The following is a 26,999-nucleotide window of genomic DNA, read 5'->3' on the forward strand; positions in this document are numbered from 1 at the left end:
CCTGCTCGTCACACGCCATGGTGCCCGGTCCTCACCTTCTCCTGCGCCGCGTGGTCCGCGGTGGCGGACGCCGCACCCCGCTGCACCGGCATCAGCGGTGCCGGGACGGGCCGGGTGGAACGGTCGCGCCACTGGGACCGGGTGTCGGTGCGCAGCGCGTTGTCCTTGAGCCTGTGGCGGAACAGCTGGGCCAGATTGGACACGCCGTCTGAGACGGCGTTGAGCTTCACCTCACCGCCGCGGGGCCGGTACTCGATGGGTACCTCCAGGCAGCGGAAGCCTTCCCGGACGGCGGCGTTCTTGATCTCCTGGGAGAAGCCCATGCCGTCGGAAGTGACCTTGAGGGTCTCCCAGATGTAGCGACGGAACACCCACATCCCGCTCTGGGAGTCGCGCATCTCGCTCTTGAAGAGCTTGCGGCTGATCAGACTGAGGGCGTGATTGGCCACGGTGTGCGAGGGCTTCATGGCCTCGCGGTTCTCCCGGCCGAGTCTGTTGGTGTTGAGAAACTCGACCCGCTTCTCGTCGACGATGCGCAGCAGTCTGGGCAGGTCGTCGAAGGGATATGTGCAGTCGGCGTCGCCGGTGGCGATCACCTCGCCGCGCGCGGCGGCGATTCCGGCCTTGTAGGCGTTGCCGTAGCCGCGCAACGGCTGGTGGACCACCCGCGCCCCGTAAGAGGCGGCGATCTCGGCGGTCCCGTCCGTGGAGCCGTTGTCAGTAATGATCACCTCGACTCCCCAGCCTTCCTCGGTGAGTTCGTCGAGCGGGATTGTCGCGAAGACGTGAGGCAGGTTTTCGGCTTCGTTCAACGCAGGTATGACGATGGACAAAGTGGACACAGTGGGCTCCCCCCTACTGGTTATGCACACAAGCGCTCGGGAATCAAGACCGGCGCCCGTGTTCCCACAGCCCCCACCGAACCCCCCCGATAGCGGCTCTTACTTTAAGCTCACAAAACTTTTAATTACGCTTTCGCCGCAGAATCGTGACCTGTGAAGTCTCGTCCCGCGAGGCAGTTCGGGTGTACGAAACCTCTCCGTGCTCAGGCGTTAACTTTCCTCTCGCCTGCTCATGGTCAGCATCAGGGGTTCACGTGGTCGCGGACGGCGAGGAGGCGAGGAGGCGAGGAGGACCGTGACCACTACAAGACGCTCCGTGCTTCGATCCGCAGCCGGGGTCGGAGGCGTAGCCCTGGCCGCCACAGCCACAGCCGCGGGCACGGGCACGCCGCGGCGCCCACGACCGGAGTTTCGTGGCTGAACGTCCGCGATTACGGGGCCGTCGGCGACGGCGGCACCGATGACTTCGGTGCCATCCAGACCGCGATCAATGCCGCCAGTGATGCGGGCGGAGGCACGGTCTACCTGCCTCTGGGGAATTACGCCTGCTCCAACTCGCTGACGCGCCGGTCGAATGTCACGCTCTCCGGGGACGCCGGCATCACTCTCCACCACACGGCCGACAGCACCATCGTCTACGGGTCCGCCGTCGCCTTCACCGACTTCGCCATCGAAGGCATCACCTTCCTTGGCCCCGTCGACGAGTCTCCCGCCATGCCGAAGCGAGGACGTAGCGGCCTTCGGCGCTGGCCCGCAGACCGCCGTCTTCCTCTCCGGCGACCTCGACACCACGGGCAGCGGTCAGGCGCGGCTCGCGAACTTCGCCATGCGCGACTGCACCGTACGGAACATGACCGCGCTGCCCATCCGAACCGGTGGGGTCCGGGGCAGGGTCTCGGTGACCGGCTGCGAGTTCACCAACAACCAGGACGCCGGGTTCCTCTTCTGCGAGGAAGTGATCTTCCAGGGCAATCACGTCCGCCAGTCCGCAGACAACGCGTCAAGATCAGCTGTGTCGGCAACACGTTCGAGAACTGCGCCTTCAACGGCATCTGGGTCGCCGGATTCCTCACCGACAAAGGCCCGGCCAACTTCACGGTCACGGGCAACGTCGTCCGCGATGTCGGCCACAACGGCATCCCCGTCGACTACGCCTCCAAGTACGGCGCGATCACGGGCAACGAGATCCAGCACCTTGAGGGTGGAGCCGGTGCCCTGATCGTGGTGCCCGGCAGCGCTCCACCGCCCCTGGAGGGCGGTGATGCCCACCAGGTCCCGGGGAGAGGCCGGGTCGTGGTACGCGTCGATGGCGCGCCACTCAGCCGCCGGACGGCTGTCCCAGTTGCCCTGGGCCTTCGCCTTGCGCTGGGAGGCCTCCCGCTCCTGGTCCTCATCGAAGATCGTCTTCAAGTAGAACTGCTGGCGGGGGTTCAGCTCGTTCCAGATCGCGGCGTAGTCGACAGCCATGGAACTTCCTCTCTGTCGTCTGGCTTCAGGCTCGGCCCCGGGAAACAACGGAACAGCGGTTGGTGAGAAATGATGGATGCCCCACCTTGGTTCGGTTGAACTGGCTCTGTCCACGAGTTGCGGGTCGTCGTGGGAAGTCTTCGCGCTCCAGGACCAGCAGAAGATCAGCCGGGCCCGCGTGCTGCGCTTCGCGTCCGTGTACCGGGCGTTCGACACACTTGAAGACTTCGAGGCCGCCCACCGCTGCCCGGAATCGCTGAATTCGCCGAAGAAATCCTCGGACGGACCTTGTGAGGCTCGTTGTCAGTGGCGGCCCGTAGAGTGGGCGCCGCCGACAGGCTCCGCTTCGTGAACGACGAAGGGAGACCCATTGCAAGGCCCATGCTTTGGACGGCTGGCCTTGCCTGGATCTCCCTCTCGTTTCACGTCGTGGGCTGCCCATCCACTGCGAGGAGAACGGAACCCTGTGACGCCCTCTGACGGTACCCCAAGCCTCGGACACCGACACCGCCGCATCGCCTGGCTGCCCTGGACCATCGTGCTCGCGGCCCTCGGAACCGCAACCACCCTGACTCTGACCGGTCAGGCGCCGGCCGCCGTCCCAATCTTCGCGGCGCTCGCAGCACCAGCAGCGAGCTACCTCTTTGCTCGCAAGAGCAGTCCAGCCTGCAGCACGAACTTGCGCAGCTAAGGGGCGATGCATGTAGCGGCAACCCATTCAAGGGCTGCCGCTCACGCGCGGGAAGTTTTTTTGTGTCCTCGGCGTCACATCGGCCCCTCTCCACCCCATAACTAGGGCGCGGGGAAGCCCTTGCGCTCCAGGGCCATCAGCAACTTGCGTCGCTAGCCCGGTGCCGCTGTCTATTGAATGCGGCCCCCGCATCTGATGGTCTGGCACCAGACAACGCCCCGCCCATCAGCGGGGCGTTTGCGTTTCCTCACCACACCGGACCTCTGGTTCCGTGCGCTCAAAACCGAAACGACCAACGACGTGCCGTCGTAGGGGCCATGCCGCATCAGGCGGGGGTTGCGGAGCTAACCCCCGCCGCCCCCACCGTCCGGGTAGGACCACTTTTTCTAACCAGGAGACCTCTATGCCCACCGACCGCAGCAACATCGCTCTCGCCCTCATGGGCGCCGCGTTCCTGACCTACGTCGCCATCTCCAGCCCGGCCCTGATTCCCGCGATCGGGGTGGGGCTCAGCGCCTTCCTGGCGGCGCTGGCGTTCCTCAAGATGTGACGGCCGACAACCCCCAGCAGAACCAGGACCAGGACAACGACGCCGTCAAAGTGGGTACCTCCCTGGAGCGGCATCCTATTCATCCCCTAATGTGGCTTTCTTCTCCAAGGCTTGTTGGGGAAGGGACTTGATGGACTCCATGGAGCGCACCGTCGTCCGCTGTGCCGAAGGGCACGTTTTCGCTACCACTTCGTTCCCGCTGCAGCAGCTCGGAGCCGGTCGGATCGGTCCCGGGAGGCTTATCCGCTGTCCGCGTTGTACCCGGTTGCGGCATGCCGTTCCTGTGGTGTTCGAGCAGCGGTAGAGGCGTCGGCAGACGGTTGCGCCAGAACGCGCGGGGCGGTCCGGTTGGGGCGGGCCCGCGCGTTCTGCGTACTCTCAATGGGCGGACCCCAGTACGACTTTGGGGAGTCCTCGTGCTGCACCGATGCTTTGCGGGCCAGGTGCTGAGGACTCCCCGGGTGGTCGTGGTTGGTCCTGTGTCCTTGCCGAACACTGAACTCACGGGAGCACGAATGACTACCGCGACCAATCACGACGGTACAGCAGGTGCAGAACCGCAGCAGAGCAGGCTGTCGGCGGCCGTCAAAGCCGTCGGCGCGCTAACGGCGATGCTGTCCGCTGGCGGAGCCTTGGTGCTCGCCGTCACTGGCCACACGGAGGCCATTCCTGCTGTGGCGGCGCTCGGGGCGGCTGGCTTTGTAGGAGGAGCCGCCCCCATCACGATCAACATCATTAAGAGCACCAGGCACTGAAGGATCCGCCGCCGGGTACGCGTGCGGATCGATCGCGGATCGATCATGCCCTCGCGGCCGGTCCCTGGTAGGGGTTCCGGTAGCGGCGGCCGTGCTCAGGGCGAACCGCGTTTCACGAGTCGTTGCAAACGCCCGGACGGTTTGAAACCACCCACGAAACAGCGGCCGTGGCACGTTCCGCTCGTATTCCGGTCCCACCCCATCAACACCCGCGCGACCCAATCATCACGTGACGATTGGGTCGCGCGCCGGTACGGTGACAGCATCAATCATCACGTGACGATTGGAGGCCTCATGGCGACGTGCCCGGTCTGCCACCAGGACCTGCCCGCCCAGCGTGGCCCCCGTGCCCGCCGGTACTGCTCCCGCGCCTGCCAGGCCAAGGCATACCGGGCCCGGCAACAACAGCACTCCGGGCATCGGACCGCCGCGGCCGACGAACCCGAGCTGCTGCGGGAGTACGACAGCACGCCCTCACTCCAGCTTGCCGACCAACTGGCGCTCGCTGCCCGCAGGCTCGCCGGCGCCCTGACCGCCGGGCAGCCTGCCGACGACTTCGACATGGGCGTGGTGGCCCGCATCCCGGTCGTACTGGCCGCCCGCGCCCGACAGGCCGCCCCTGCCGCCCAGGCGGTGCACGGTCGCCCGGACAGCACTCCCGCCCCGAGCGTGACCGTCGTCAACCTGGACGAGCAGCCGGTCAGCACCAGTACGACCGCAGACGCCCCCTCACCCGCTCAACCCTCACGTGACGAACCGAAGAAGGCGAAGCCCGCGCGCGCCCCGGCCCGACCACCGAAACTCTCCGAGAAAGCCGCCATGGCCGTCGTCGACGCGGCCCAGCTCAAACAGGACAAGGGAAGCGGACGCTGGGTCCTCCGCAGCAGTGACACCGTCCTCGGCTACGTGGAGCCGTCCTACGGCGGCACCTCCCGCTCCGGGCACAACGGATGGGTCGGCATGCTCTCAGACTCCCTCAGCCCCGGCCAACGCTGCCCCACCCGCGAAGCCGCAGCCGTCGACCTCGCCGGGAGCTGGGTCCGCGTCGTCACCGCCACGCCCCGACGCACCCTCACCGGCGACTAGGACCTCAACACCGTTGCGTTAGCGCCGTGAGCGGCTATTGAGGCCGTGGTCGAAGAACGCGACGGTGGTGCGGACGGTGTAGTTCTGGCTGGTCGTGGGGTGTTGTCCGGCGTTCGGTCCGTACTTGCTGGTGGGGTTCTTGCGGGTGCGGGCCTTCACTCGTTGCCGTCGGTGGGCGGGCAGGAGGGCGTCCAGGGCCGCGTGGCCGATCGTGCCGACCAGGTCGACGAGGGTGTTGGGGAAGATTCCATGGCCGGCGGTGACGGTGTCGGTTGCGGCGGCCAGCAGGACGGTGAAACTGATCCGTTCCATGGGTACTTCCGGCCGACCGGTCAGGGCGTCGTCGCCGGCGCGGATCAGAGCCTGGTAGGCGGTGAGCAGGGCGTAGACCTCCTGGTCGAGACCATCGATGCTGCGGGAGCGCAGGACGCGGCCGTCGAGCATCGTGGCCTTGATCGAAAAATACGTAGTTTCCGCCTGCCACCTGCGGTGATAGAGATCAACGAGCTCGGCGGCCGGATAGCGGACGGGGTCCAGCAGGTTGGTGATCAGCCGCCACTGCTCGGTGCGGACGGTGCCATCGGTCAAGGTGACGGTGAGGGTTGCCTCGATCACGCGTACCGGCAGCAGTACCCGCAGGACGCCGTAGCCGATGCGGGCGATGTAGGAGCCGTCGCCCAGGTGCTCGGCGGGGGTGGGGACACGGCGGGCCCCGGAGCGCACCAGGAACCGCGCCCCGCTCTGATGGACGGCATCAAGGAACTCGTTGCCGTCGAAGGCCGCGTCGGCCAGCAGGAGCATCGTCTTGTCCAGGGCGGCCAGAAGCCGCTTGGCATAGGGGAGTTCACCCTCGGACTCCGGTCCGAAGGCGGCGGCTATGAGCGCGCGGGTGCCGCACTCGACCAGGGTCAGCAGCCGTAGGAGCGGATAGCCGAACTCCAGACCCTCCCCGGCCCGTTTGGGGTAGCGCCAGGTGAGCGTCTCGTCGTCGGGGGTGTGCAGCAGGGTCCCGTCGACGGCCACCGTGCGCAGGCCCCGGTAGAAGGACCCGTCCTGACCGGGGCGGGCGACGGGCCCGGCCAGTGTCTCGAACAGGCGCCGCAGAGGTGCGGCCCCCACCCTGCGCCTGGCCCGCGTCAGCGAGGAGACCGCGGGACGCACCAGGGCCAGCGGGGTCAGGGCGGCGGTCAGTTTGGACCACACCGTGCGGTACGAGCGGTGCTCGAACAGTGCGAGAGCGAGCACGAAGTACACCACCACCCGCGAAGGCAGCAGTCGCAGGCGCTTCTCGCGCCGGCCGGTCTCCTCCAGCACCGCGTCCACCAGCGCAAAGTCCACGACCTGGGTCAACTCCCCCAGATGACCCGGCGCGAACACACCCCGGGCTGTCTCGATCGTGGACGTGATGACAGACTTCTCCTGCAACGGGATCCCTGACCTTGATCGACTTTCTTCGCCGATCGTTGATCTATCAGGTGGTCCCGTTGCGCTGTTCAGCAGGGCTTGACGTACAGCTCAGAGGTCAAACGCAACGGTGTTGACTAGGACCTGTCCGGCCGATCTTGAAACTCCAGAAGAGCGGACGCCGACCCCGCCGCCACAGCAGCCCGGTAGCTCTCATCCACCAGGCGAACGAACTTCGCGAGTAGACCGGGGGTAGCGCCGAGGTAAGTCCAAAAGCCGCCAGTACTTGATCTTGGCGGGTGTGGTGCTCGGTCCGGCATCCACTGCCGCGGCCTCATCGCCTGAGCCCGGCCTGCTCCGCTGTACGATGCGCGGGCAGGCAAGTCGCGTACGCCTCCCGCCGTCACCCGCGCCCACGCCGCCAGATGATTGATCGGCCAAGGTCCTCCGGGGCCCGCTTCCCTTCCGGCATGTCCTTTGTCCGGCGGGAGCGTGGGAGACCGTCAGGAACGAGCAGCAGATGCCGAAGAGGCAGTCCACCGCGGCGCAGAAGGCGCGCCTGCGTCAGTCCCTTACGGGCGAGAGCTACACGGAAGCGCTGCGGGTTGTGCAAGCCGCCTCATCGGGGCGGGAGCACGAGGAGCCCGAGGAGTACGCCATGCCCGTCTGTTGCCTGGCGGAAGAGGTTGTGGCCTCGGACGTGCGCGCGCGGTTCGACCAGGGCGGGGTGTCGGGGCTGCTGGCAATCCTGGAGGAGCTGCGCAAATCGATGTGGTTGCGTAGTCCGCACCACGACATCTTCAGCGGTCACGGGGTGCTGTTGGCCGTGAATCAGGTGTGCGATCCGTTGCTGCATCGGGTGTGGCTGGCAGGCGTCGTGTCGGAGCCACTGGCGTCCCAGGTGGAGCGGCGGCAGATCGCGCAGGCCGTGGACCGCTTGTGGAAGGCGCTCCACAGAGGGGAAGACGAAGAGCTCCGCGACTGACACCTGCTCACCGCTCGGCGTCGACAGCGGAAGCGCATTCCACCGCTGTCGACGCGTTCTCCGGCTCCGCCGGTGCTCAACCCGCACCGGATTTACGGTATGGCTGACCGACGTCCGGCGCGTTCCGAGTCAGTCATGACGGCTGCCCGGCGAGCGCAGCCAGGCGCTCCACCTCGTCCCGACCGTTGTTACAGCACCGCCCACACACGAGGCGGAGCCAGTTCGGCTTCTCGGGCAGCGGGATGACGAACGGCGCCCGATCCTCGTCGACGCGCTGGCGCAGGTCGTAGTCGCACTCCGCGCACATCAGCCTCGCCCGCCGGGCCTGCTTGACCGTCCAGGCCGGCCAGTCCGCCGCCAGGGCCAATCCCCTGACCGCCACGCCCTCGGCCCGCGGGTGAAAGACGGGGAAGCCGAAGCCCGGAAGGTCGTCCGGGATCTGCTCGATCGACTCCTTCAGTGAAGGCATCCACCGCACCAGGTGCATCAGGTCCTTCCCGGCGATCCGGACTTCCTCCCCGTACCGCATCTGCTGGCTGCGCGAGTTGGCCAGCGGGTAGCGGGCGGCTTTCACGATCACGTACGGCACCTCCAACACGTCCAGGTCCCTGCCGATCTCCGCGGCGGTGGCCTTGAACTCGCCACAGTCGGCCTCCCGCCACAGCCCGAGCCCCTCGCCGTTGAGCACGCCGGAAACCCTGACCGTGGGCACGATCCGCCGCTGCGCGGCCCGCGCCTCCGGAGACACTGCTGCTGTCATCGGCCTACCTCGTCTCGTTGCGGTGCCCCGGGAGGGCGCCATCCGTGCTGGTCGGCTCGTCAGCACTCAGCATCGCTGCGACGCTACCAACCCGCCCGCATCAACTCACACCCGTGTAACGCCTGGGCGCCCCGCTCCGTCTATGTAGTGACGCGCCCCCCGGCGCACCACCGCAGCAGGCCTCATCACCCGGGCTGCGGGCGCCGGCGGGCGCCGACTACTTCCGGGGCCCAGCCGAGATATGCGTCAAAGGGGCAACGGGGTGATCTTGGAAGTCGAACCGTCACAGTAAATACCGGATTTACTGCGACGGAGCCCCGGCCGTGATCACCGCGACCTGCGGCGGGCCGTTCCGGCCGCCGGGGCGAGGTGTACGCATTTACTGCGGCGCCACCGTGCTGACCATGCGCTAAGCCGATTCAAGATCCACTCATTGCCCCGTTGACGCGTATCTCGGCTGAACCCCCTTAGCCTCAATACCGTTCAGTTAAGTGCTTCTGGGTTATTGTTGGGGGATGCCGCGTTCTGGTTGGGTGAAGCCGTCTTCTGATGTCCGGTTGTCGGATTTGGTGTCTGTGGGGTTGCTGACGCGGGTGTTTCCCGCAGATGTGGTTGACGCGGTGATCGAGGAGGCGGGGCGTACTGAGCGGCGTCACCGGTCCTTGCCCGCGCGGGTGATGGCGTACTTCTCGATGGGGATGGCGCTGTATTCGGATGGCTCCTACGAGGATGTGTTCGCGCAGCTCACGGATGGGCTGTCGTGGGCGTCGGGGTGGTCGGAGTCGTTCACGCCGCCCTCGAAGTCGGCGATCTTCCAGGCCAGGGCTCGCCTGGGGTTCGAGCCGGTGCGGGATCTCTTCGCGCGGGTCGCGCGTCCGCTGGCGGGGCCGGACACGCCGGGGTCGTGGCTGGCCGGGCGTCGTCTGGTGGCGATCGACGGGACGTGCCTGGACGTGGCAGACACGGCAGCCAACGCAGAATTCTTCGGGCGGCCCGCTTCCGGCCGGGGGGAGCAGTCCGCGTTTCCGCAGGCCCGCCTGGTGGCATTGGCGGAATGCGGCACCCATGCCGTCTTCGACGCTGTCACCGGCCCGTGCAGCGTGTCGGAGATCGAGTTGTCCCGGCAGCTCGTCGGTCGGCTGGAGCTGGGCCAACTGGTCCTGGCCGACCGGGGCTTCTACGGGTTCCGTCTGTGGCAGCAGGCCGCCGCCACGGGCGCGGATCTTCTCTGGCGAGTGAAAACGAACCTGCGGCCCCGGCATCTGGAAACACTGGCCGATGGGTCCTGGCTGGCCCGGATCGTCCCGACGTCGGGCACGAACCGGGCCACGACGCAGCCGCTCACAGTCAGAGTGATCGACTACACGGTCGATGACGGCCGGGACAACCCCGAGGAATACCGGCTGCTGACCACGATCCTCGACCCGGCCGACGTCGGCGCCGAGGACCTCGCAGCCGTCTATGCCCAACGATGGGAGATCGAGACAACCTTCGACGAACTGAAGACCCATCAACGCGGGCCCCGCGCGGTACTGCGCTCGAAAGCCCCCGACCTTGTCCAGCAAGAAATCTGGGGACACCTGTGCTGCCACTACGCCATCCGCACCCTGATGGCCGACACCGCCGCGCACACCGGCCAGGATCCCGACAGAGTCTCCTTCGTCAAGGCCCTCCGCATCGCCCGCCGTTCAGTCGCGCAGGGCGCATTTTCCCCCTCCGGGCACTGACACGGCCGACGCGGCATGGTGTCACGCCATCCGATGGCTCACCCAACACCTCAACCCACCCCGCCGAAAACGCTCACACCCGCGAGTCGTCAAACGCAAGGTCCTGAAATGGGCCGCGAAACGCTCCCACCACGCACACTGGCCCCAGCCCAAACACAGCCCCCACATCACCATCCGAGTCCACTAACTGAACGGTATTGAGGCTAAGCCTCTCCCGGCTGCCGAGGCTCGGCGAACGGCAGCGCGGAGTTCTTCGTCGGGCTCGTTCCGCCTGAGTACGGCTTTGAGACAAACTTGCGCTGCCGCCCGCACATCGGGATCCGGGTCGGAGAGCGCGGCGGCGATGATCGGCGCGTGCGCCACGGCGTCGGGGCCGAAGATGCCGAGGCCCTCGATCCCTGCGCGCCGCAACATCGCATCCTGTGCCGCAGTAGCCGCGACAAGTAGTTCCAGGGCCTCAACAGGTGCCTCCGCGCACAGCAGCGCCAGGCCAAACAGCGCCTGCTCGAACTCTGCGGTGTCCTGGCGGGTGGCCGCGGCGAGCCGCTTGAGCGCCTCGCTCACCGCCGGCGGACAGACCGCACGAAGGCTGACCTCGTCGACCCGGGTTGGGGCGGTGTCGTCGTCCATCCGGCCATCCTGCCAGCAACCGAAACCCGATTCCCAAAGCTGGGGAGCGGCCGGCCTGGCCGCAGCGAGCGACCTGCTGGGCCTTCAGGCTGCGGACAACGCGGCTCCGCGAGCCAGCCAGATGATCATTTGTCAGACACGGCCTAGCCCAACAAGGCGGCGTTGTTGCCCTCCAGGAGGATGTTGTACGGCCACTTCGATGCCGCGGCGGCCGACGACGTCCTTGACCCGGTACGAGTCGGGCCACCCAAGCTGGCTCGCGACAGCGTTCTCCAAACAGCTGTCGAACGTGGCGAGCACCTTGTAGCGCGTGAGCTCGGAGATTTGGTCGTTGGCGCAAGACGACTTGGCCATCAAGGGCGCCAGGGGCGCCAAGCTCCTGATGCCGAAGTTCGAGATCGATCCCAACCCCGACGGCGATCTAGACAACCGCGTCGCCATGTCATTGACCGTACTAAGCGGGCATTTCGTACGGGCGTCTCCGTCCCCTCAACGCGCGACGGTACCCGGGAGTGCCCCTCGGTTGTCCGCCCTGGTCCGTAGAGTAATGCGGGCACGAAAGAACGAAGAGAGACCCACTGCAAGGCCGTTGCTTTGGCGGGCTGGCCTTCACCGCGGATCTCTCTCACGTTTCGCGTCCTGCTGATCCCCGCCCCCTGTGACAGAACGGAGAGTCGTGACGCTCTACGAAGTTATCTCACTGGTCTGACGCCAGCGCCCTTACGGCTCTGATCCGCAGGGTCTGGTTTCCATTCGATGCGCTCGGCCCGTGGTTCCGTGCGCCCAAAATCTGGAGTAGTCAGTGCCCAGTGACAAGCATGGTGGCATTCTATCTGCGCTGGTCGCAGCCTTCGCCTGCTACATCGGTTACGTCCATCCGAGCGCGGTGCCGGCACTCGGCCTCGCGGCCGCGGTGTGGGTGGGGATGTACATGTACCTGAAGCAATAACCCCATCCACGAACCTGGTGGCGGACGTCATCAACCGCATGAAGTTCCCATCTTCCTCGGCCTTAACGCAGAAGGGCCCGTCTTCCCGACGGGCCCTTCGTCGCGTCCCCCTACGTCTTCACCTACTTCGGGAACGAGAAGGACAAGCTCGCGATCCGAAGCAGATGCAGGCCGAAATCAAGATCGACATGCTCGGCTGCGGCTCGGTCAGTTCGACGAGGCGGTCCAGGCGGCCTCCGACTACAAGGACATCTTCGGCGAGGGCAAGTACTTCCTGGAGCTGATGGACCACGGCATCGAGATCGAGCGCCGGGTCCGTGACGGACTCCTCGAAATCGGCAAGAAGCTCAACATCCCGCCGCTCGTGACGAACGACTCGCACTACACGTACGCCAGCGAGGCCACCGCACACGACGCGCTGCTCTGTATCCAGACCGGCAAGAACCTCTCCGACCCCGACCGTTTCCGGTTCGACGGCACGGGCTACTACCTCAAGACGACGGACGAGATGTACGCCGTCGACTCCTCCGACGCCTGGCAGCAGGGGTGCGCCAACACCCTGCTGGTCGCCGAGCAGATCGACACCAGCGGGATGTTCGAGAAGCGCGACCTGATGCCGAAGTTCGAGATCCCGGACGGCTTCACCGAGGTCACCTGGTTCCAGGAGGAGGTCCGGGTCGGCATGAACCGGCGCTTCCCGGGCGGCGTCCCCGAGGACCGGCAGAAGCAGGCCGAGTACGAGATGGACGTCATCATCCAGATGGGGTTCCCGGGGTACTTCCTCGTCGTCGCCGACTTCATCATGTGGGCCAAGAACAGCGGCTGGCATCTCAGGACCGGTGGGGCCCGCGCGGCCCGATCATCACGTGACGATTGGGTCGCGCGCCGGTACGGTGACAGCATCAATCATCACGTGACGATTGGAGGCCCCATGGCGACGTGCCCGGTCTGCCACCGACCGTGGGGACCAGCGGTACAGCCGTTGGCGCTAAGGACTTGATCACGGCTATCAGCTGCTGGTCTCGGCGTTCGGGTTGGATTGGGCCTGGAGTCGTTCGCGCAGGTCGATCTCCTCGGTGGTGAGCGGTTCCCCGGGCCGGCGGATGCGGACGGGCTTGGGCCGCAGCCGCAGGCCGTCGTCCACTGCGGTGGCTTCGGCTTCGGCGAGCGCCCGGTAGAGCGAGGCGACCGAGGGCGACTTACCCGCGTTCTTCCCGACCTTGATGGTGAGCTTCTTCGCGATCTCGGGGACAGGGACTCCCTTGTCCTTCAGCGCGACGGCGAAGATCAGCATGTCGTCGTCGATGACCTTCGGGCGTCCGCCGTGGTTGCCCTTGGACGCGGCGATGACCTGGCCTTCGAGGGTCTTCTCCCGGATGTAGTTTCGCTCGATCTGTCCGGCTACGGCGAGCACGGCGAAGAACATTGCGCCCATGCCGTTGGGGTCGTAGATCCCGGTCAGAGGGCCGGTGAGGAGTTCGAGCTGGATGCCGCCGGCCTGGAGCTCGGCGGACAGCGTCATCAGCTCGGCCGCGTTCCTGGCCAGACGCTTGAGCTCGTGCACCGTGAGGATGACGGGTGTCTCGGGGGCGGCCTCCTTGAACTGGTGGGCCAGCCCGAGCGCCTTCTCCAGTTCCGGCCGGACCTTGACGCGGGTGCTGATCTGCTCCTTAAAGACCTTGTGGCACTCGGCGCGGTGGAGGGCTTCGAGCTGGCTCGCCAGCTCCTGCCGGGCGGTCGACGTCCGGGCGTACCCGATGCGGACCGGTCGCTCGGTGCGGGGTACGGGCACAACGGCAAGCGCCGGGCCCTGCTTCCACGCGCGGCCGGGGAGCCGGTCGGCGGGGACGGGGATCTCCAGTTCCTCGCGGAGCGCGGGGACGAGGACGAAGCGCGGGGTGTGGTACTTCGCGGCGGTCTTCCCGCCTCGGGTGCGGCAGGCGCTGCCAGCGGGCGCGTCACAGTTCGGGCAGTTGTGGCGTTCTACCGCCAATGCGGCCTGATCGGGCGTGAGATCCATGACGGCAGCCTCTCAGAAGTGCCTCGCACAACACGCCGGTTTCGAGAGGACTTCTGCGAACGGCGACCTGCGGAAATGTGATCATTCCGGGGCCTGTCGCAGAACTCTCACAGATGAACGTTTCTGCGACGTGCGAATCGGAATCACCGCTACCGCTATCCGCTGCCCCGCTGGTCCCCAACGCCGAGGACAGCCGGATGATGGAACGCCGTCATCCGGCTGCCGGTGTGTTCAAGAAGCGCATGCATCCTGGCTTCGGATCAGGGAGTACGGATGACGACGCCGGACGAGAACCACTGCACGAGGGTGGCGGCGAGGTGGATACCGGCCCGCGCGGCCTCCAAAGTCTCTGGCACGGTCGGGGTCTGCTTGCCATGCCGTGAGGTCTGCCCGTCCCATAGAACGCGCATCATGGCTTCCGCCGGGGCGATCGCATCGTTCGAGGACTGCGTGGAGAGCGCGGTCGTGAACTTGGCCCGGGCGTTGCCCTTGAACTCCCCGAGCATCGTGCCGAGTGTGGCCCTGGCGTGGTTCGGCTGGACGACCGAGTGCGCCGCGCATTCGACTGCCTTGATCGCCTCGCTGTAGGCCCGCACCGGATCGGGATGCAGTCCGTACGCAGCCCGCCAAGCGGAGGCCAGGTGCTCGGCCGCCGACCCGGCGCTGGGTTCGGCTTCTGCGTCGGCGACGGCCTGGCTCACGGCGTCGCGCACCGCCGGGGTGATGCGTTCCTCCAGGCCGTCCCCACCCTGGTTGACCCGGTACGCCGATCCGCCGGCGTCGAGCAGGTCTTCCAGGGTCTCCCAGTCCTCGTTGCCGAACCAGTTGTCCTCTTCGTCCGAGAAGCCGAGGACAGTGTCGATGACATCGAGCAGAGCCCAGCCGTCTTGGGAGATAAGCGCGGCGAGTGGGGTTGCCTGCTTGGGCGGGACTATCCGCAAGTGCAGACCGATGAGGACGGCGTTGCTGTCGATTTCACTGGTGAAGCACCTGCGGACCCACTGGCGAAGCGGCGCACGAAGGTGTGCGGGGACGCCGAGGTGCGGCGTTTCCTCAATGGCCTCGGCGATTCCGAGTCGGACGGAGAAGCGGGGCCGGGGCGTGATGGTCATGACGGGGAGCGTACCGGCCATGAAACCGCTTCGGAAAATATGCCATATCCGAGGTATTCGGGCGCGAGATGCGGAGCGCGTATCTCGGTCGCACCCCTTCTCAGCCCTGAGGCCGCTTGGGTTGAGCTAGTGTGATGCGCCAGAAAAGCCAGTCTTAAGTCTGCTGCTGATTTTTGGTGCTGGGTGGGCTGATTTTGGTGAGGTAGTCGGCGAGGGACTTGAGGATCTCGTCGGCGGTCTTGGTCCAGGTGAACGGCTTCGGGTTCTCGTTCCAGGTGTCGATCCAGGCGGTGATGTCCTTCTCCAGGGCTTTCACGGAAGTGTGGACGCCGCGGCGGATGAGTTTGTCGGTCAGCAGGCCGAACCACCGCTCGACTTGGTTCATCCAGGAAGAGCCGGTCGGGGTGAAGTGGACGTGAAAGCGGGGGTGTTTACGCAGCCACGTCTTGATCTCGGCGGTGTTGTGGGTGGCGTAATTGTCACAGACCAGGTGGACGTCGAGTCCGGTGGGCACGGCCTTGTCGATCTGGATCAGGAACTTCTTGAACTCGATGGCGCGGTGGCGGCGATGCAGTTCCGATATGACGGTGCCGTCGGCGATGTTGAACGCGGCGAACAGGCTGGTGATGCCGTGGCGCAGGTAGTCGTGGGTGCGGCGCTCGGGCATGCCCGGCATCATCGGCAGCACTGGCTGGGACCGGTCCAGCGCCTGGATTTGGCTCTTCTCATCGACACACAGCACCACCGCCTTCTCGGGCGGGTTGTGGTAGAGGCCGACGACGTCGACGACCTTATCGACGAACTGCGGGTCGGTGGACAGCTTGAAAGCATCCTGCAGGTGCGGCTTGAGGTCGAACTTCTTCCAGATCCGCCCGATGGTGGACTTCGACAATCCGGTGCGCTTCGCCATCGAGGCGCGCGACCAGTGGGTGTCCTCGCCCGGAGTGGACTCCAGCGTCGCGACGATCACGTCCTCGACCCGGTCAAGCAGGATCGAGGGCGGCCGGCCCGGGCGCGGCTCGTCCGCGAGCCCGTCCAGACGACCCGCGATGAACCGCGACCGCCAGCGGTTGACCGTCGCCTGCGCGATGCCGAGTTCGGTGGCGACCTGCTTGTTCGTCCCGCCCTCCGCGCAGCGCAGCACGATCTTCGCGCGCAGCGCCAGGAACTGCGCGGTCTTCGCCCGCCGCGCCCAGCGCGTCAACTGTGCATGCTCGGCCTCGGTGAGGACCAGGTCCGGCTTGCGCCGGCCCGGCCGTGGCTCGTCGGCCAGGCCCGCCAGCCGGTGAGCCGCGAACCGGGAGCGCCACTTGCGCACCGTCGCGACGTTCACGCCCAAGTCGGCCGCCACCTGGGCACTTGACGCACCATCCGCACACGACAGGACGATCCGCGCGCGCTCGGCCGGACGAGATCCCGCCCCACCACCCGCCCAACGCGACAACTCGGCGCGCTCCTCCTCGGACAGCACGACCTCGACAGCACGTGGACCCCGATGCGACATGAAAACAGCCTACAGACTTACAGCCGTAATTTCTGGCGCATCACACTAGAGGTACGGAGTTCCGGCCGGGAAGTCCGGTCGAGCGGTCCAGCTCGGCGGCGCGGAGGAAGTCGGCGTTGCCCTGGACGAGAGGGAGCGCCCAGCCAGTGTGCTAGCCGACCATGAACCGATGTCCCCCGAGGCCGTTGTACGCCCAACTGGCTACGTAGGTGAGACGTAGGAACGAATGTCGGTGAGTGCTGGCAGCGGTTCTGGCCTGAGAGGCTCGGGAATGTCGGCCAGAAGTAGAAACGGCTGGGCGGTCAGACATCGATTCGACGCATCCACCATGGCAGACCTGTGGCTGCGAAGGGATTGTTGAGTGTGCGCCGGAGGTTGCTGTCGTCTGCGGGGCCGATGGCTGCGGCAAGTTCACGTCGTGCCTTGGTCCTCAGCGCATGGAGCGTGATCTCCAGCAGGGTGCGGACGTGGTAGATGCCGTTGCGGAGGTCGATGTCATCGCATTCGTAGAACCGATCCGCGTTCTCGCGTGGCCGTCGGGCAACGTCACTCCACCGGCGAAACGCGTGTGCGACCTCGCCCGCGGGAAGACCGTGGCAGCGCTCGAATACGGCGATCTGCCTGTTGGCCGAGGCGGACAGCCCGTGGATCACGGGTGTCCGCCGGTGGTGCGTGTGGCGCGGCAGCAGCTGCGCTCTGATCTCGCCCGGTGACCGGCGAGGCATGAACACTTCCAGGGGAAGACGTCGGGTCGCCCGACCCTAGATCTCGCTGGCGGCAGAGATCAAGTCTTCGGGATGGGCTCAGCTGGTCGGCTGCTGCTCGGCGCGGGCGCGGGTGGTGGCGAGGCGGTATGAGTCGGTGCCGGTCTCGATGATGTTGCCGCCGAAGGTGAGGCGGTCGACGATGGCCGCGCAAAGGCGGGGGTCGGTGAACGTCTTTGTCCAGCCAGAGAAGGATTCGTTCGAGGCGATCGCCACACTGTTCTTTTCCTCCCGCTCGGTCAAAACCTGGAAGAGGAGTTCGGCGCCGCGGCGGTCGAGTTCCATGTAGCCGAGCTCGTCGATGCAGAGGAGATCGACGCGGCCGTAACGGGCGATGGTCTTGGTCAGCTTGGAGCACGCGGTCAAAGCCGTCCGCGACTTCGCGCGGGCCTACGGGGCGAAGTACCCCAAGGTCGTCAAGCGGATCACGGACGACGAGGACGAGCTGCTGGCGTTCTTCGACTTCCCCGCCGAGCACTGGATCCACCTGCGGACCACGAACCCCATCGAGTCGACGTTCGCGACCGTACGCCTGCGGACCAAGGTCACCAAGGGCGCGGGACGAGCGTCTACGCGAGGTGGTCGCCCGGGCAAACGTCGCCTGAGCTGCCATTGTGTGCGGGGCGAGGTCACTCCTCGGCACTCGGCTCGACCGGGCGGACGTACCACTCCGAGGAGAAGTCCGCTTGCAGCACGACTTCGTCCTGCCTGAGGTACTCCGCGTCATGAAGTACAACTCCGCTTACCACAAAGTGGCTGCCACCCGAGTCGACCGAGTCGCGCATCTCACCTGACCTGGGACGCAGCGGCACGTCGATCCGCACCGGAGTCTCGGCCGGCAATCCGTTGAGAGCTTCGCGTAGTTCCCCCACTGTCAGCTCCACGGTCTCATGCCGGTAGCGCTCTACCCCCACGTCATCAGCCATGCCGCACAGGATAGAAGCAAGCGTCTTTGATCAACCACGTTGATCACCTTGCGCCCAGCCGCCGCGTAAACAGGGCGAACGTTGCCTGATGCGGCACTAGATGATCGATTCCAAGGGATCGCCTGCGCGCATAGAAGGAGGGAGTCCAACGTCAGTGTGTGAAGACAGAGTTGGACTCCCTCGCGACCGCACTCTATGTGAAGACCGACGACCTGTTGAAGGATTCGCCGCAGTTTGCCCCGTGGCGGCCGGCCGTGGGCATTGCGCCGCAGCTCAGCGATGCCGAGCTGGTGACTTTGGCGATGATGCAGGCCATGCTCGGCTTCACCTCCGAGGCCCGGTGGCTGCGGCACGCCCGCGCCCACCTGCGGCACCTGTTCCCCTACCTGCCCCAGCAGCCCGGCTACAACAAGCGGCTGCGCAAGGCCGCCGAGCTCATCCGGTACGTCACCCGCGCGCTGGCGGTCGACACCACGTTGTGGACCGACGATGTGTGGGTGGTGGACTCCACGCCCGTCGAGTGCGGACGCTCCCGCGAGACCGTCAAACGCTCCGACCTGGCCGGATGGGCCCAGTACGGCTACTGCGCCAGCCACAGCCGGTTCTTTTGGGGACTACGGCTGCACCTGGTGTGCACCCTGCGCGGCCTGCCCGTCGCCTTCGCCCTGACCGGCGCCAAGGCCGACGAACGCGAGACCCTGCTGGACCTGCTCACCGTCGAGCCGCAGCTCATCGACGAGCGTCCCGGCCAGACACTGATCGGCGACAAGAACTACTTCGGCCGCGAGTTCGAGCAGCAGCTGGCCGAGCTGGACATCCGGCTGCTGCGGCCAGCCCGCAAGGGCGAAGGCGAGCGGGCCGGATCGCAGCTGTTCAAGCCGCTGCGGCAAGTCATCGAGTCGATCAACGAGACCTTCAAGGGGCAACTCGACCTCGAACGCCACCGCGGTCGCACACCCGCAGGCGTGGCGGTCCGCGTCCTGCAGCGCATACTCGCGCTCACGGCCGCCATCTGGCACAACGACCACACAGGCCAGCCGGTCATGCGCGCACTGACCGCATACGACCACTAAAGCCCTTGGAATCGATCATCTAGAAGACTGCTGAAAATCTTTTGCGTTCTGGCCCCGGACCGGCAGGTCCGGGGCCAGTCTTGTGAGCATGCAGGGGGAATGGGCCGGGGAGATGGTCGGGCCGGATGTGTGGGAGACCTGCCGGGAGTTGATCCCGGCAGGGAGTGTGTTCGCTTTCCTGGCCGAGCATCGTGAGGTGCTGTTCCCGCCGGAGTTCTTCGCGGACATGTATCCGTCGGCCAACGGACGGCCGTCGTTGCCGCCGCAGGTGCTGGCCGCGACGGTGGTACTGCAGAGCCTGCAGGGGCTGTCGGACTTCGAGACAGTCCAGGAACTGCGATGTGACCTGCGCTGGAAGGCCGCCTGCGGGCTGGGCCTGTACGACACCGCCTTCGATCCCTCGCTGCTGACCTATTTCCGGCGCCGGCTCGCCCGCTCGGCCGACCCGACGCGGATTTTCACCAAGGTCAAAGAGGTGGTGACTGCCACCGGTGTCCTCAGAGGAAAGCAGCGCCGGGCGCTGGACTCCACCGTCCTGGACGATGCGGTGGCCACTCAGGACACCGTCACCCAGATCGTGGCCGCGATCCGCCGCGTGATCCGTGAGGTCCCCGGCGCCGGCGAGGTCGCCGGCCGGTGGTGTACTGCTCACGACTACACCGACCCCGGCAAACCCAGGATCGCCTGGAATGACGAAGCCGCCCGCGAGGCGCTGGTCGACGCCCTGGTGACCGACGCGCTCAACATGCTCGGCCGTCTGCCCGAGCGTGAGCTGGGCGAGCGGGCCGCGAACGCGGTGGGCCTTCTCGCTCTCGTCGCAGGCCAGGACGTGGAGCCGGCCGAGGACTCCGACGGCCGCGACGGACGCTGGCGTATCGCCAGGCGCACCGTGCCCGACCGGACGGTGTCCACCGTCGACCCCGATGCCCGGCACATCCACAAGAACCGAACCCGCCACCAGGAGGGCTTCAAAGGACACGTGTCCTTCGAGCCAGAGGCCGGACTGTTCACTGCCGTCGCGTTAACCAGCGGCTACGGGCCGGACAACCACGAGGCCGCCGTCGCGCTGGACCTGCTGGCCGACAAAGACCACAGCGAGGGCGAGACGCTGACCGTGCTCGGCGATTCCGCCTACGGCACCGGCGACCTGCGTGAACAACTGACCGCCCAGGGCCACGTCCTGGTGGTCAAGCCGCCGCCGTTGCGGCAGGCCGTCCCAGGAGGCTTCACCATCGACGACTTCCACGTCGACACCGACGCCGCCACCGTGACCTGCCCGGCCGGACAGACCGCGAACCTGGGCTGCACCAAGGCCGACGGGGGCCGCACCGCCCAGTTCAAACGGCTGTGCACCGGCTGCCCACTGCGGGAACGCTGCACAACCTCCAAGACCGGACGGGTTATCAACGTCCACCCTCAGCACGAACTGCTGACCGCAGCCCGCGTCCAGGCCGCCACCGACACCGCCTGGCAGGACGAATACCGCCGATGGCGGCCCCCGGTCGAACGCGCCATCGCCTGGCTCGTCGCCCACGGCAACCGCAGAGTCCGCTACCGAGGCGTCATCGCCAACAACATCGCACTCCACCACCGCGCCGCCGCCCTCAACCTCCGCCGACTGATCAACCTCGGACTCACCCGCACCAACACCACCTGGCACCTCGCCCCGGCCACCCCATGACGAAGAAGGGGCCGCCCGGCCTACGGCCGAACAGCCCCTCAACAAGATTTTCAGCAGTCTTCTAGTAACCCCGCGAGGCAGCCATCGTGCGGCCGTGGCACGTTCCGCTCGTATTCCGGTCCCACCCCATCAACACCCGCGCGACCCAATCATCACGTGACGATTGGGTCGCGCGCCGGTACGGTGACAGCATCAATCATCACGTGACGATTGGAGGCCTCATGGCGACGTGCCCGGTCTGCCACCAGGACCTGCCCGCCCAGCGTGGCCCCCGTGCCCGCCGGTACTGCTCCCGCGCCTGCCAGGCCAAGGCATACCGGGCCCGGCAACAACAGCACTCCGGGCATCGGACCGCCGCGGCCGACGAACCCGAGCTGCTGCGGGAGTACGACAGCACGCCCTCACTCCAGCTTGCCGACCAACTGGCGCTCGCTGCCCGCAGGCTCGCCGGCGCCCTGACCGCCGGGCAGCCTGCCGACGACTTCGACATGGGCGTGGTGGCCCGCATCCCGGTCGTACTGGCCGCCCGCGCCCGACAGGCCGCCCCTGCCGCCCAGGCGGTGCACGGTCGCCCGGACAGCACTCCCGCCCCGAGCGTGACCGTCGTCAACCTGGACGAGCAGCCGGTCAGCACCAGTACGACCGCAGACGCCCCCTCACCCGCTCAACCCTCACGTGACGAACCGAAGAAGGCGAAGCCCGCGCGCGCCCCGGCCCGACCACCGAAACTCTCCGAGAAAGCCGCCATGGCCGTCGTCGACGCGGCCCAGCTCAAACAGGACAAGGGAAGCGGACGCTGGGTCCTCCGCAGCAGTGACACCGTCCTCGGCTACGTGGAGCCGTCCTACGGCGGCACCTCCCGCTCCGGGCACAACGGATGGGTCGGCATGCTCTCAGACTCCCTCAGCCCCGGCCACCGCTGCCCCACCCGCGAAGCCGCAGCCGTCGACCTCGCCGGGAGCTGGGTCCGCGTCGTCACCGCCACGCCCCGACGCTCCCTCACCGGCGACTAGGCCCTGGCCTCTGCCTCTTCTCGGGCGCCCCAGCTGTGTCAGGTTTTCCCTGACACTCCGGCCCCGGATTCATTCGTCCGGACGATCCGAAGCAACCCACAGGATAATTACGGTTATCCTGTGGGTTGCCTGAGCGGTTGTCAGGATATCCAGAATCCGGGGGATTTGGAACGACACGCCCCGGATGTCCTTGCCGCGGTCCGCGGCCCGCCCCTTCCTGAAGGAGACCCGGGTGCCCGAGTCCGACGCACGCCTTTCCGACACCGTCCCGGCCGCCCGCCTCGCTGGGCCCGCCCCGGCCCGACGTCGACTTCACCCCGGTCCGCAACGGGATGGACTACCTCCGCAGCGCCGTCCAGCACCTCGCCGGGCCGGAGGGGACCGAGCCGGATGACCGCGCGCTCAAGTACGCCGTGCTGCACCTGCAGGCCGCGACCGAGGTCCTGCTCAAGGCCCGCCTCACGCACGAACACTGGAGCCTGGTCTTCACAGAGCCCGGAGCCGCCAGCTGGCAGAAGTTCACCGCCGGCGACTTCGATAGCTGCTCGCTCACCACGACCCTCGACCGGCTGGAGAAGATCGCCCGGATCAGCCTCACGCAGAGGGAGCGCACGGCGATCAGCAGCCTTGCCAAGACCCGCAACGCCCTGACCCACTACGGGCACTCGGCCTCGGCCTACCAGGTGGAGGCGCAAGCCGCGCGCGTGCTGGGCCTGCTGCTCACCTTCGTCAGCGAGCACCTGCGCCCGCCCCAGGCCACGGAGGCCGCCTACGTCGACTGGGTCATGGAGGAGGTGCGCGGCCGTCTCGGCGCCATCAACGCCCTGGTGGCGGACCGTATGAAACAGATCTCCGGCCAGCTGACGGAGCACGCCGACTACACGGTGATCTGCCCCGGCTGCCGCCAATTGGCCCTGGTGGTGGGCGAGTGGCCGGAATGGCCGATCTGCCTGTTCTGCCTGCAGAAGTTCGCCGCTTCCCAGGAGGCAGCCCTGCGGTGGGGCTGGGAGGTCCTGGGCGACCCGGAGCATGTCGACTGGTACGTGGACGACTGCGACTGCACGGAGGGAGCCGGGTCCTTGCTGTGGCCGGTCAATACAGTCGCCTCCCCGGTCGAGGACGTGGCCCTGTGCTTCAACTGCCGGGCCGTGTACGTCGAGGTGAAGGACCGGTGACCGCCCCCGTCCTGCGGCCTGGGGCCGGGGCTCCGGCGACAGGCCACCGAGACCCCCGCGCGCTGTGGCCCGAGCACGCCCGCCGGCTCTACGACCACCTGGTGGCGCTGTACGGCGAGGACGACGTGCTGCCCACCCTCGCCGCAGCCTGGATCGCCCACCAGCGCAGCGTCAACACGCAGAAGACCTACGGCCGCGGCTTCCGCATCTTCGAGGAGTTCGCCCGGGAGCACGGCGTCCACCCGATGGCCGTGACCTTCCCGCTCGCCGACACCTTCCGCCTCCACCTGGAGACCGCGCCCACCTGGCAGCGGGTCAAGGGCGGGGCACGCGGCGAGATGGCCCGCACCGGCATGCCGTACTCGGACGCCTCCCGCGCGAACGCCCTGTCGTCGGCCAGCTCGTTCTTCGCGTACCTGGACGTCGTCAGCGACGACGGGGTGAAGAACCCCTTCGACGCAGTGCAGCGCCCGTACATCGACCCCGACTACTCACCCACCCCCGGCTACACCGAGGCCGAGTTCGCACGACTGCTGGCCGTCGCCCGGGACCACCATCGCGTCGCCGCGTACCGCACACGCGCCTACGCCCTGCTGCTCGTGCTCTACACCTGCTGTCTGCGCATCGACTCCCTGCTCAACGCCCGCGTCGAAGACCTCGGTTACGACAAGGGACACCGCGTTCTGCACCTGGAGAAGGTCAAGGGCGGTGGCCGCAAGAAGAAGCCGATCCCGCCCGTGGCGTGGGACGCGCTCCAGGACTACCTCGACGGCCGGACCGAAGGCTGGCTGTTCCAGACAGCCGGTGGCGGTCAGCTCGACGAACCGGCCGTCTGGCGCCTGCTCCAGTCCCTCGCCAAGCGTGCAGGCCTCCCGCTGCGCGGCCCGCACGGCACCAAGGTTGACGCCATCACGCACGCCCTGGCGAAGAAGGATGCCCGCCCGGACAAGGTGCAGCGCTGGGCCGACCACAACGACTCCCGCACCACCCAGCGCTACAACCGACGGAAGGAGCTGCTGGACGACAGTCCCGGCTACAGCCTCGCCGCCGACGTCGCCGGCGCCCTGGCGCACAGCGTCGACTGAGTCGGCCGGAGTCTCCAGGCGGGCGGTTCTGCGCTCGTCCTTCCGCCCGTCCCGGCGTAACGGAAAATCAACTCCGCCCGTCGGCCACCGCGAACAAGAATGATCAACGCCGTCTGGAAGGAAAGTCGCATGTCCGGATCAAATGGAATCTCCATCACCCACCAGCTGGAACCGCACGAGTGGTCCAACGAGGAGACCGCCGCCTACGAGGCCGCAATCGAGGCCGTCAACGGGACCGTCGGCGCCTACAGCGCCCTCATCGCCGCCGAAGAGGCCAAACCGGAGCCGGACCCGGCCGTCATCGAGGACGCACGCGCAGCGCAGACCCGGCTCGCCCGCGAGCGCGAGGCCCTGCGCTCCAGTGACCGTGAGCAGATCGCGGCCGCGCGTCAGCACTACGCCCAGCTCGCACGCCAGATCCGGGAAGGCATCGCGTGATCGACCCGAATGAGGTGGAGCGCTACCGCTTACCAGAGGCGGAGAATCAGCGGATCTTCAGTGAGCAGATCGTCCCCGACCTCCTGCAAGGACGCACACCGCATGAGACGCCCACCGTGGTGTTCCTCATCGGACAGCCCGGCGCCGGCAAGAGCCGCGTCACCGAGCTGGTCGCCAACATCCTCAACCAGCACGGCGGCTTCGTCGACGTCGACAGCGACCTCTACAAGCCCTACCACCCGGCCTACGATGCCCTGATGGCCCAGGACGACACCCTCATGGCCGCCTACACCCGCGCCGACGGCCGCGCGTGGATGGCCCAGGCCGAGGAGTACGTCCGCGCTCACGGTCTCCACGCGATCATCCAAGAGACCTCGCAGAACGCGCAGGCCGTCGAAGACAAGATGCGCGACTACCGGCAGGCCGGAGCCCGCATCGAGGGGCTTTTCATGGGCGTGCCCCAGGCGATGAGCAACCAGGGCATCATCAATCGCTACTTCGAGCAGCTCGCCGACCGCGGCCAGGGACGGCTCACCGTCCAGACCAACGCCGACGAGTCCTACCGGGGCATCCTCGAACTCGCCGACCGCGTCGACAGCCGAGCCCTGGTGGACCTGGCCAGCATCTACCGCCGCGGCGAGAGCAAGCCCCGCTACAGCAACACCGTGAACGCTTCCGGAAGCTGGACGAGCCCACCGGCCCTGCGTCAGGCGCTGGAAGAGGAGCGCAGCCGCCCCTGGACCGAGGCCGAGAGCACGGGCTTCGTCACCACACAGCTCCGTCTCCGGGAAGCCGCGCGCGGGCTCACCTCCGAATGGCCCGATCGTCTCGCCAGGATCGAGCGCGAAGCGGCTCCCCTGCTCCAGCCGGTCGACGCCCGGCGCCTCGCGCCGACCCGGCCGTCGACATCGGCCGCGCGCTCGCGCAGCACCACCGTCTCCAAGAAGCCGGGCCAGTCCGGCCCCGCGGCGGGCCCGGGAACCGCCGGGGGCCGATCCAGCCCGCAGTACCGGCCCGAGGGGCCGGAAGCAGGCCGCGGGCGAACCCTGTAGCTCGCCTGTCTCGTCGCGGCTGTGGGGCTCCATGGACCCTCTGCCGCCGCGACAGACGGCCCGCTCCCGGCGCCTCTCGGGGCACTTCTGGTTCCAGCGCGTCCGTGCCAACCTGACGGTCGGTGACTTGACCGGCTAGCAGACGGGGGAAGCGTGGGAGACGTTGCGGTGCAGGTGGACAGTGTCTTCGACGGCCGGCTGAAGTGGCGCTCTCGCTACCTCATCCGCAGGGCCCGCCGGCGAGGCCGGACCGGCCTGCTGATCCAGGTGGACCTGCGCGACCCTCCCCGCAGCATGTCACCCAAGTGGTGCCTGGTGTCCGTCACGGAAGGCGAGCGCCAGTTCTGCAGCGTGGATCGGAGCACCATCAGAACGGTTCGCTTCGTCCCTCTTCTTCCAGGCCGGCACTCACTACGGCTCGAGGTTCTTCGAACCAGCAGGCGACGTTCCACACGAGCCGAGCGGACGGTTGTGCTCGGCCAGGGAGACATTCTGCTGGCGACCTGCGACCCGGTTCAGCCGAACGTCTTCTACCGGCGCAGTCCCGAGGCGGACACATGGAGTCTGCAGATCCTTAAGTAGCACCACATCGGCCGCATATGTCTCACACCTGCCGCTACCTGCTTCGACGGCCCACTGCCCTGACGGGTAGTGGGCCGTCCCGCGTTCGCGGACTCGACAGTGCCGTCATTTCTCGTCGACATTCACGAGCTGGCAGATCGACAACTGACTCCGGAACCGGGCGAGAATCGCTGTTCCTTGAGATGAACGAAGCCACTTGGAGGTGTCTGCGCGGATCGTTCCGGCGCTGATGCCGGCCAGCTCGGCGATTTCGCGGGCGGTGTAGAGCCGGCGGGGCTCGAAGGCCGTGGTCTCGCGTGCGAAGTGTTCGGCGATCACGGCATCAATGACGGTGGGCCCCTGCGTGTGGAGCAGCGAGTGCGGACGTCATCAAGACCCACACTCGCATGACTGTTCGATACCAAGTGTGGGGGTCCCTCTCGTGTCCGGTGTCACCGGTAGGATCGTCATCGCTGAACGGATTCCTCCCTGAACTACACGCTGAGTGCGTCGAGTTCGCGAGCTCCGGCGTGCTTGGCGCCGGTCTGGAGGATGATGGGAGGCGATGTGATGAGTTCAGATCTGGAGAAGCCCCGTAGGGCCTGGACCGGTGCCGAAAAGGCGCAGGTATGGCTTGGCGCCGCGGGCATTCTGGTGGCGATCATCATCGCGCTGGTGGGGTAGTTCGCTCAGCACCTGGGGCGCCCACACACGAGACGGTCGGGATCGGCAGCTGCACGTGCAGCGAG

23 protein-coding genes and 5 pseudogenes are annotated in these 26,999 nt (G+C 67.1%); 15 read left to right on the forward strand and 13 right to left on the reverse strand.

What is annotated here, in order from left to right:
- Nucleotides 1-8: 8 nt before the first annotated feature.
- Nucleotides 9-872, reverse strand: coding sequence for a glycosyltransferase family 2 protein (locus OG972_RS44760; RefSeq protein WP_323135988.1), 864 nt, complete (start codon nucleotides 870-872; stop codon nucleotides 9-11).
- Between the two features lie 123 nt (nucleotides 873-995).
- Between OG972_RS44760 and OG972_RS49450 the strand changes: the two are divergent.
- A pseudogene (locus tag OG972_RS49450) lies at nucleotides 996-1,433 on the forward strand (glycosyl hydrolase family 28-related protein); the annotation flags it as partial.
- Between the two features lie 381 nt (nucleotides 1,434-1,814).
- On the opposite strand, the gene OG972_RS44770 reads toward OG972_RS49450, so the two are convergent.
- Nucleotides 1,815-2,309, reverse strand: coding sequence for a hypothetical protein (locus tag OG972_RS44770; RefSeq protein WP_266993068.1), 495 nt, complete (start codon nucleotides 2,307-2,309; stop codon nucleotides 1,815-1,817).
- Between the two features lie 1,094 nt (nucleotides 2,310-3,403).
- On the opposite strand from OG972_RS44770, the gene OG972_RS44775 reads away from it, so the two are divergent.
- The 3 genes from OG972_RS44775 to OG972_RS44785 all read left to right on the forward strand — a co-directional run bounded on the left by OG972_RS44775 (nucleotide 3,404) and on the right by OG972_RS44785 (nucleotide 5,391).
- A complete protein-coding gene (locus OG972_RS44775; protein WP_266992325.1) occupies nucleotides 3,404-3,550 on the forward strand; it encodes a hypothetical protein in 147 nt (48 codons plus the stop codon).
- Between the two features lie 515 nt (nucleotides 3,551-4,065).
- On the forward strand, nucleotides 4,066-4,305 hold the full coding sequence (locus OG972_RS44780) for a hypothetical protein (protein ID WP_266992327.1): 240 nt from the start codon (nucleotides 4,066-4,068) through the stop codon (nucleotides 4,303-4,305).
- A gap of 294 nt (nucleotides 4,306-4,599) precedes the next feature.
- Entirely contained in the window at nucleotides 4,600-5,391 is a 792-nt protein-coding gene (locus OG972_RS44785; protein WP_266992329.1) for a hypothetical protein, read from the forward strand.
- 18 nt (nucleotides 5,392-5,409) lie between these two features.
- On the opposite strand, the gene OG972_RS44790 is transcribed toward OG972_RS44785, so the two are convergent.
- Entirely contained in the window at nucleotides 5,410-6,816 is a 1,407-nt protein-coding gene (locus OG972_RS44790) for an IS4 family transposase (RefSeq protein WP_266977849.1), read from the reverse strand.
- Between the two features lie 499 nt (nucleotides 6,817-7,315).
- On the opposite strand from OG972_RS44790, the gene OG972_RS44795 reads away from it, so the two are divergent.
- Nucleotides 7,316-7,780, forward strand: a complete 465-nt coding sequence (locus tag OG972_RS44795) for a hypothetical protein (RefSeq protein ID WP_266992331.1) — start codon at nucleotides 7,316-7,318, stop codon at nucleotides 7,778-7,780.
- Between the two features lie 133 nt (nucleotides 7,781-7,913).
- On the opposite strand, the gene OG972_RS44800 is transcribed toward OG972_RS44795, so the two are convergent.
- Nucleotides 7,914-8,540: a hypothetical protein gene (locus OG972_RS44800; protein ID WP_266992333.1), complete on the reverse strand. Its 627-nt coding sequence runs from the start codon at nucleotides 8,538-8,540 to the stop codon at nucleotides 7,914-7,916.
- Between the two features lie 515 nt (nucleotides 8,541-9,055).
- Here OG972_RS44800 and OG972_RS44805 point away from each other — a divergent pair.
- Entirely contained in the window at nucleotides 9,056-10,267 is a 1,212-nt protein-coding gene (locus OG972_RS44805; RefSeq protein WP_266992335.1) for an IS4 family transposase, read from the forward strand.
- Between the two features lie 183 nt (nucleotides 10,268-10,450).
- On the opposite strand, the gene OG972_RS44810 is transcribed toward OG972_RS44805, so the two are convergent.
- Nucleotides 10,451-10,897 (reverse strand): hypothetical protein, encoded by a 447-nt coding sequence (locus tag OG972_RS44810; RefSeq protein WP_266992337.1) that lies wholly within the window; start codon nucleotides 10,895-10,897, stop codon nucleotides 10,451-10,453.
- Between the two features lie 152 nt (nucleotides 10,898-11,049).
- A pseudogene (locus OG972_RS44815) lies at nucleotides 11,050-11,209 on the reverse strand (DUF2252 domain-containing protein); the annotation flags it as partial.
- 830 nt (nucleotides 11,210-12,039) lie between these two features.
- Here OG972_RS44815 and OG972_RS44820 point away from each other — a divergent pair.
- A pseudogene (locus OG972_RS44820) lies at nucleotides 12,040-12,669 on the forward strand (DNA polymerase III subunit alpha); the annotation flags it as partial.
- A 186-nt stretch (nucleotides 12,670-12,855) separates the two neighbouring features.
- Here OG972_RS44820 and OG972_RS44825 read toward each other — a convergent pair.
- From OG972_RS44825 to OG972_RS44845, 5 genes and pseudogenes are all read right to left on the reverse strand, one after another.
- On the reverse strand, nucleotides 12,856-13,866 hold the full coding sequence (locus OG972_RS44825) for a recombinase family protein (RefSeq protein ID WP_266992339.1): 1,011 nt from the start codon (nucleotides 13,864-13,866) through the stop codon (nucleotides 12,856-12,858).
- A 260-nt stretch (nucleotides 13,867-14,126) separates the two neighbouring features.
- Nucleotides 14,127-14,978, reverse strand: coding sequence for a hypothetical protein (locus tag OG972_RS44830; protein WP_266992341.1), 852 nt, complete (start codon nucleotides 14,976-14,978; stop codon nucleotides 14,127-14,129).
- 154 nt (nucleotides 14,979-15,132) lie between these two features.
- On the reverse strand, nucleotides 15,133-16,482 hold the full coding sequence (locus OG972_RS44835; protein WP_266992343.1) for an IS630 family transposase: 1,350 nt from the start codon (nucleotides 16,480-16,482) through the stop codon (nucleotides 15,133-15,135).
- A gap of 302 nt (nucleotides 16,483-16,784) precedes the next feature.
- A complete protein-coding gene (locus OG972_RS44840; RefSeq protein WP_266992345.1) occupies nucleotides 16,785-17,207 on the reverse strand; it encodes a hypothetical protein in 423 nt (140 codons plus the stop codon).
- Nucleotides 17,208-17,285: 78 nt separating this feature from the next.
- A pseudogene (locus OG972_RS44845) lies at nucleotides 17,286-17,588 on the reverse strand (ATP-binding protein); the annotation flags it as partial.
- 49 nt (nucleotides 17,589-17,637) lie between these two features.
- Here OG972_RS44845 and OG972_RS44850 point away from each other — a divergent pair.
- A pseudogene (locus OG972_RS44850) lies at nucleotides 17,638-17,802 on the forward strand (transposase); the annotation flags it as partial.
- A 73-nt stretch (nucleotides 17,803-17,875) separates the two neighbouring features.
- Here OG972_RS44850 and OG972_RS44855 read toward each other — a convergent pair.
- Nucleotides 17,876-18,172: a DUF6225 family protein gene (locus OG972_RS44855; RefSeq protein ID WP_266992055.1), complete on the reverse strand. Its 297-nt coding sequence runs from the start codon at nucleotides 18,170-18,172 to the stop codon at nucleotides 17,876-17,878.
- Nucleotides 18,173-18,330: 158 nt separating this feature from the next.
- On the opposite strand from OG972_RS44855, the gene OG972_RS44860 reads away from it, so the two are divergent.
- From OG972_RS44860 to OG972_RS44890, 7 genes are all read left to right on the forward strand, one after another.
- Complete coding sequence (locus tag OG972_RS44860; protein WP_266991712.1) at nucleotides 18,331-19,245, forward strand: IS982 family transposase; 915 nt, start codon at nucleotides 18,331-18,333, stop codon at nucleotides 19,243-19,245.
- 88 nt (nucleotides 19,246-19,333) lie between these two features.
- Entirely contained in the window at nucleotides 19,334-20,926 is a 1,593-nt protein-coding gene (locus OG972_RS44865) for an IS1182 family transposase (protein ID WP_266982217.1), read from the forward strand.
- A gap of 221 nt (nucleotides 20,927-21,147) precedes the next feature.
- Entirely contained in the window at nucleotides 21,148-21,939 is a 792-nt protein-coding gene (locus tag OG972_RS44870) for a hypothetical protein (protein WP_266992347.1), read from the forward strand.
- Nucleotides 21,940-22,271: 332 nt separating this feature from the next.
- Nucleotides 22,272-23,114, forward strand: a complete 843-nt coding sequence (locus tag OG972_RS44875) for a hypothetical protein (protein ID WP_266992349.1) — start codon at nucleotides 22,272-22,274, stop codon at nucleotides 23,112-23,114.
- Nucleotides 23,111-24,199: a tyrosine-type recombinase/integrase gene (locus OG972_RS44880; protein ID WP_266992351.1), complete on the forward strand. Its 1,089-nt coding sequence runs from the start codon at nucleotides 23,111-23,113 to the stop codon at nucleotides 24,197-24,199. Before OG972_RS44875 ends, OG972_RS44880 begins: the two co-directional genes overlap by 4 nt.
- Nucleotides 24,200-24,328: 129 nt before the next feature.
- Nucleotides 24,329-24,637, forward strand: a complete 309-nt coding sequence (locus OG972_RS44885) for a hypothetical protein (protein WP_266992353.1) — start codon at nucleotides 24,329-24,331, stop codon at nucleotides 24,635-24,637.
- Entirely contained in the window at nucleotides 24,634-25,689 is a 1,056-nt protein-coding gene (locus OG972_RS44890) for a zeta toxin family protein (RefSeq protein WP_266992355.1), read from the forward strand. Before OG972_RS44885 ends, OG972_RS44890 begins: the two co-directional genes overlap by 4 nt.
- A 687-nt stretch (nucleotides 25,690-26,376) precedes the next feature.
- Here OG972_RS44890 and OG972_RS44895 read toward each other — a convergent pair.
- Nucleotides 26,377-26,589, reverse strand: a complete 213-nt coding sequence (locus tag OG972_RS44895; RefSeq protein ID WP_266992357.1) for a hypothetical protein — start codon at nucleotides 26,587-26,589, stop codon at nucleotides 26,377-26,379.
- Between the last annotated feature and the right edge of the window lie 410 nt (nucleotides 26,590-26,999).

It is taken from the genome of Streptomyces sp. NBC_01669 (assembly GCF_026339735.1).
In the GTDB taxonomy this organism is placed as follows: domain Bacteria; phylum Actinomycetota; class Actinomycetes; order Streptomycetales; family Streptomycetaceae; genus Streptomyces; species Streptomyces yanii.

What these genes read in the sequence shown, in the direction of transcription:
- OG972_RS44855 (WP_266992055.1), bottom strand. Translation starts at nt 18,172, where the DNA reads ATGGCTGATGACGTGGGGGTAGAGCGCTACCGGCATGAGACCGTGGAG.
- OG972_RS44785 (WP_266992329.1), top strand. Translation starts at nt 4,600, where the DNA reads ATGGCGACGTGCCCGGTCTGCCACCAGGACCTGCCCGCCCAGCGTGGC.
- OG972_RS44775 (WP_266992325.1), top strand. Translation starts at nt 3,404, where the DNA reads ATGCCCACCGACCGCAGCAACATCGCTCTCGCCCTCATGGGCGCCGCG.
- OG972_RS44805 (WP_266992335.1), top strand. Translation starts at nt 9,056, where the DNA reads ATGCCGCGTTCTGGTTGGGTGAAGCCGTCTTCTGATGTCCGGTTGTCG.
- OG972_RS44780 (WP_266992327.1), top strand. Translation starts at nt 4,066, where the DNA reads ATGACTACCGCGACCAATCACGACGGTACAGCAGGTGCAGAACCGCAG.
- OG972_RS44830 (WP_266992341.1), bottom strand. Translation starts at nt 14,978, where the DNA reads ATGACCATCACGCCCCGGCCCCGCTTCTCCGTCCGACTCGGAATCGCC.
- OG972_RS44795 (WP_266992331.1), top strand. Translation starts at nt 7,316, where the DNA reads ATGCCGAAGAGGCAGTCCACCGCGGCGCAGAAGGCGCGCCTGCGTCAG.
- OG972_RS44810 (WP_266992337.1), bottom strand. Translation starts at nt 10,897, where the DNA reads ATGGACGACGACACCGCCCCAACCCGGGTCGACGAGGTCAGCCTTCGT.
- OG972_RS44770 (WP_266993068.1), bottom strand. Translation starts at nt 2,309, where the DNA reads ATGGCTGTCGACTACGCCGCGATCTGGAACGAGCTGAACCCCCGCCAG.
- OG972_RS44800 (WP_266992333.1), bottom strand. Translation starts at nt 8,540, where the DNA reads ATGACAGCAGCAGTGTCTCCGGAGGCGCGGGCCGCGCAGCGGCGGATC.
- OG972_RS44885 (WP_266992353.1), top strand. Translation starts at nt 24,329, where the DNA reads ATGTCCGGATCAAATGGAATCTCCATCACCCACCAGCTGGAACCGCAC.
- OG972_RS44875 (WP_266992349.1), top strand. Translation starts at nt 22,272, where the DNA reads ATGGACTACCTCCGCAGCGCCGTCCAGCACCTCGCCGGGCCGGAGGGG.
- OG972_RS44835 (WP_266992343.1), bottom strand. Translation starts at nt 16,482, where the DNA reads ATGTCGCATCGGGGTCCACGTGCTGTCGAGGTCGTGCTGTCCGAGGAG.
- OG972_RS44825 (WP_266992339.1), bottom strand. Translation starts at nt 13,866, where the DNA reads ATGGATCTCACGCCCGATCAGGCCGCATTGGCGGTAGAACGCCACAAC.
- OG972_RS44840 (WP_266992345.1), bottom strand. Translation starts at nt 17,207, where the DNA reads ATGCCTCGCCGGTCACCGGGCGAGATCAGAGCGCAGCTGCTGCCGCGC.
- OG972_RS44865 (WP_266982217.1), top strand. Translation starts at nt 19,334, where the DNA reads ATGCAGGGGGAATGGGCCGGGGAGATGGTCGGGCCGGATGTGTGGGAG.
- OG972_RS44870 (WP_266992347.1), top strand. Translation starts at nt 21,148, where the DNA reads ATGGCGACGTGCCCGGTCTGCCACCAGGACCTGCCCGCCCAGCGTGGC.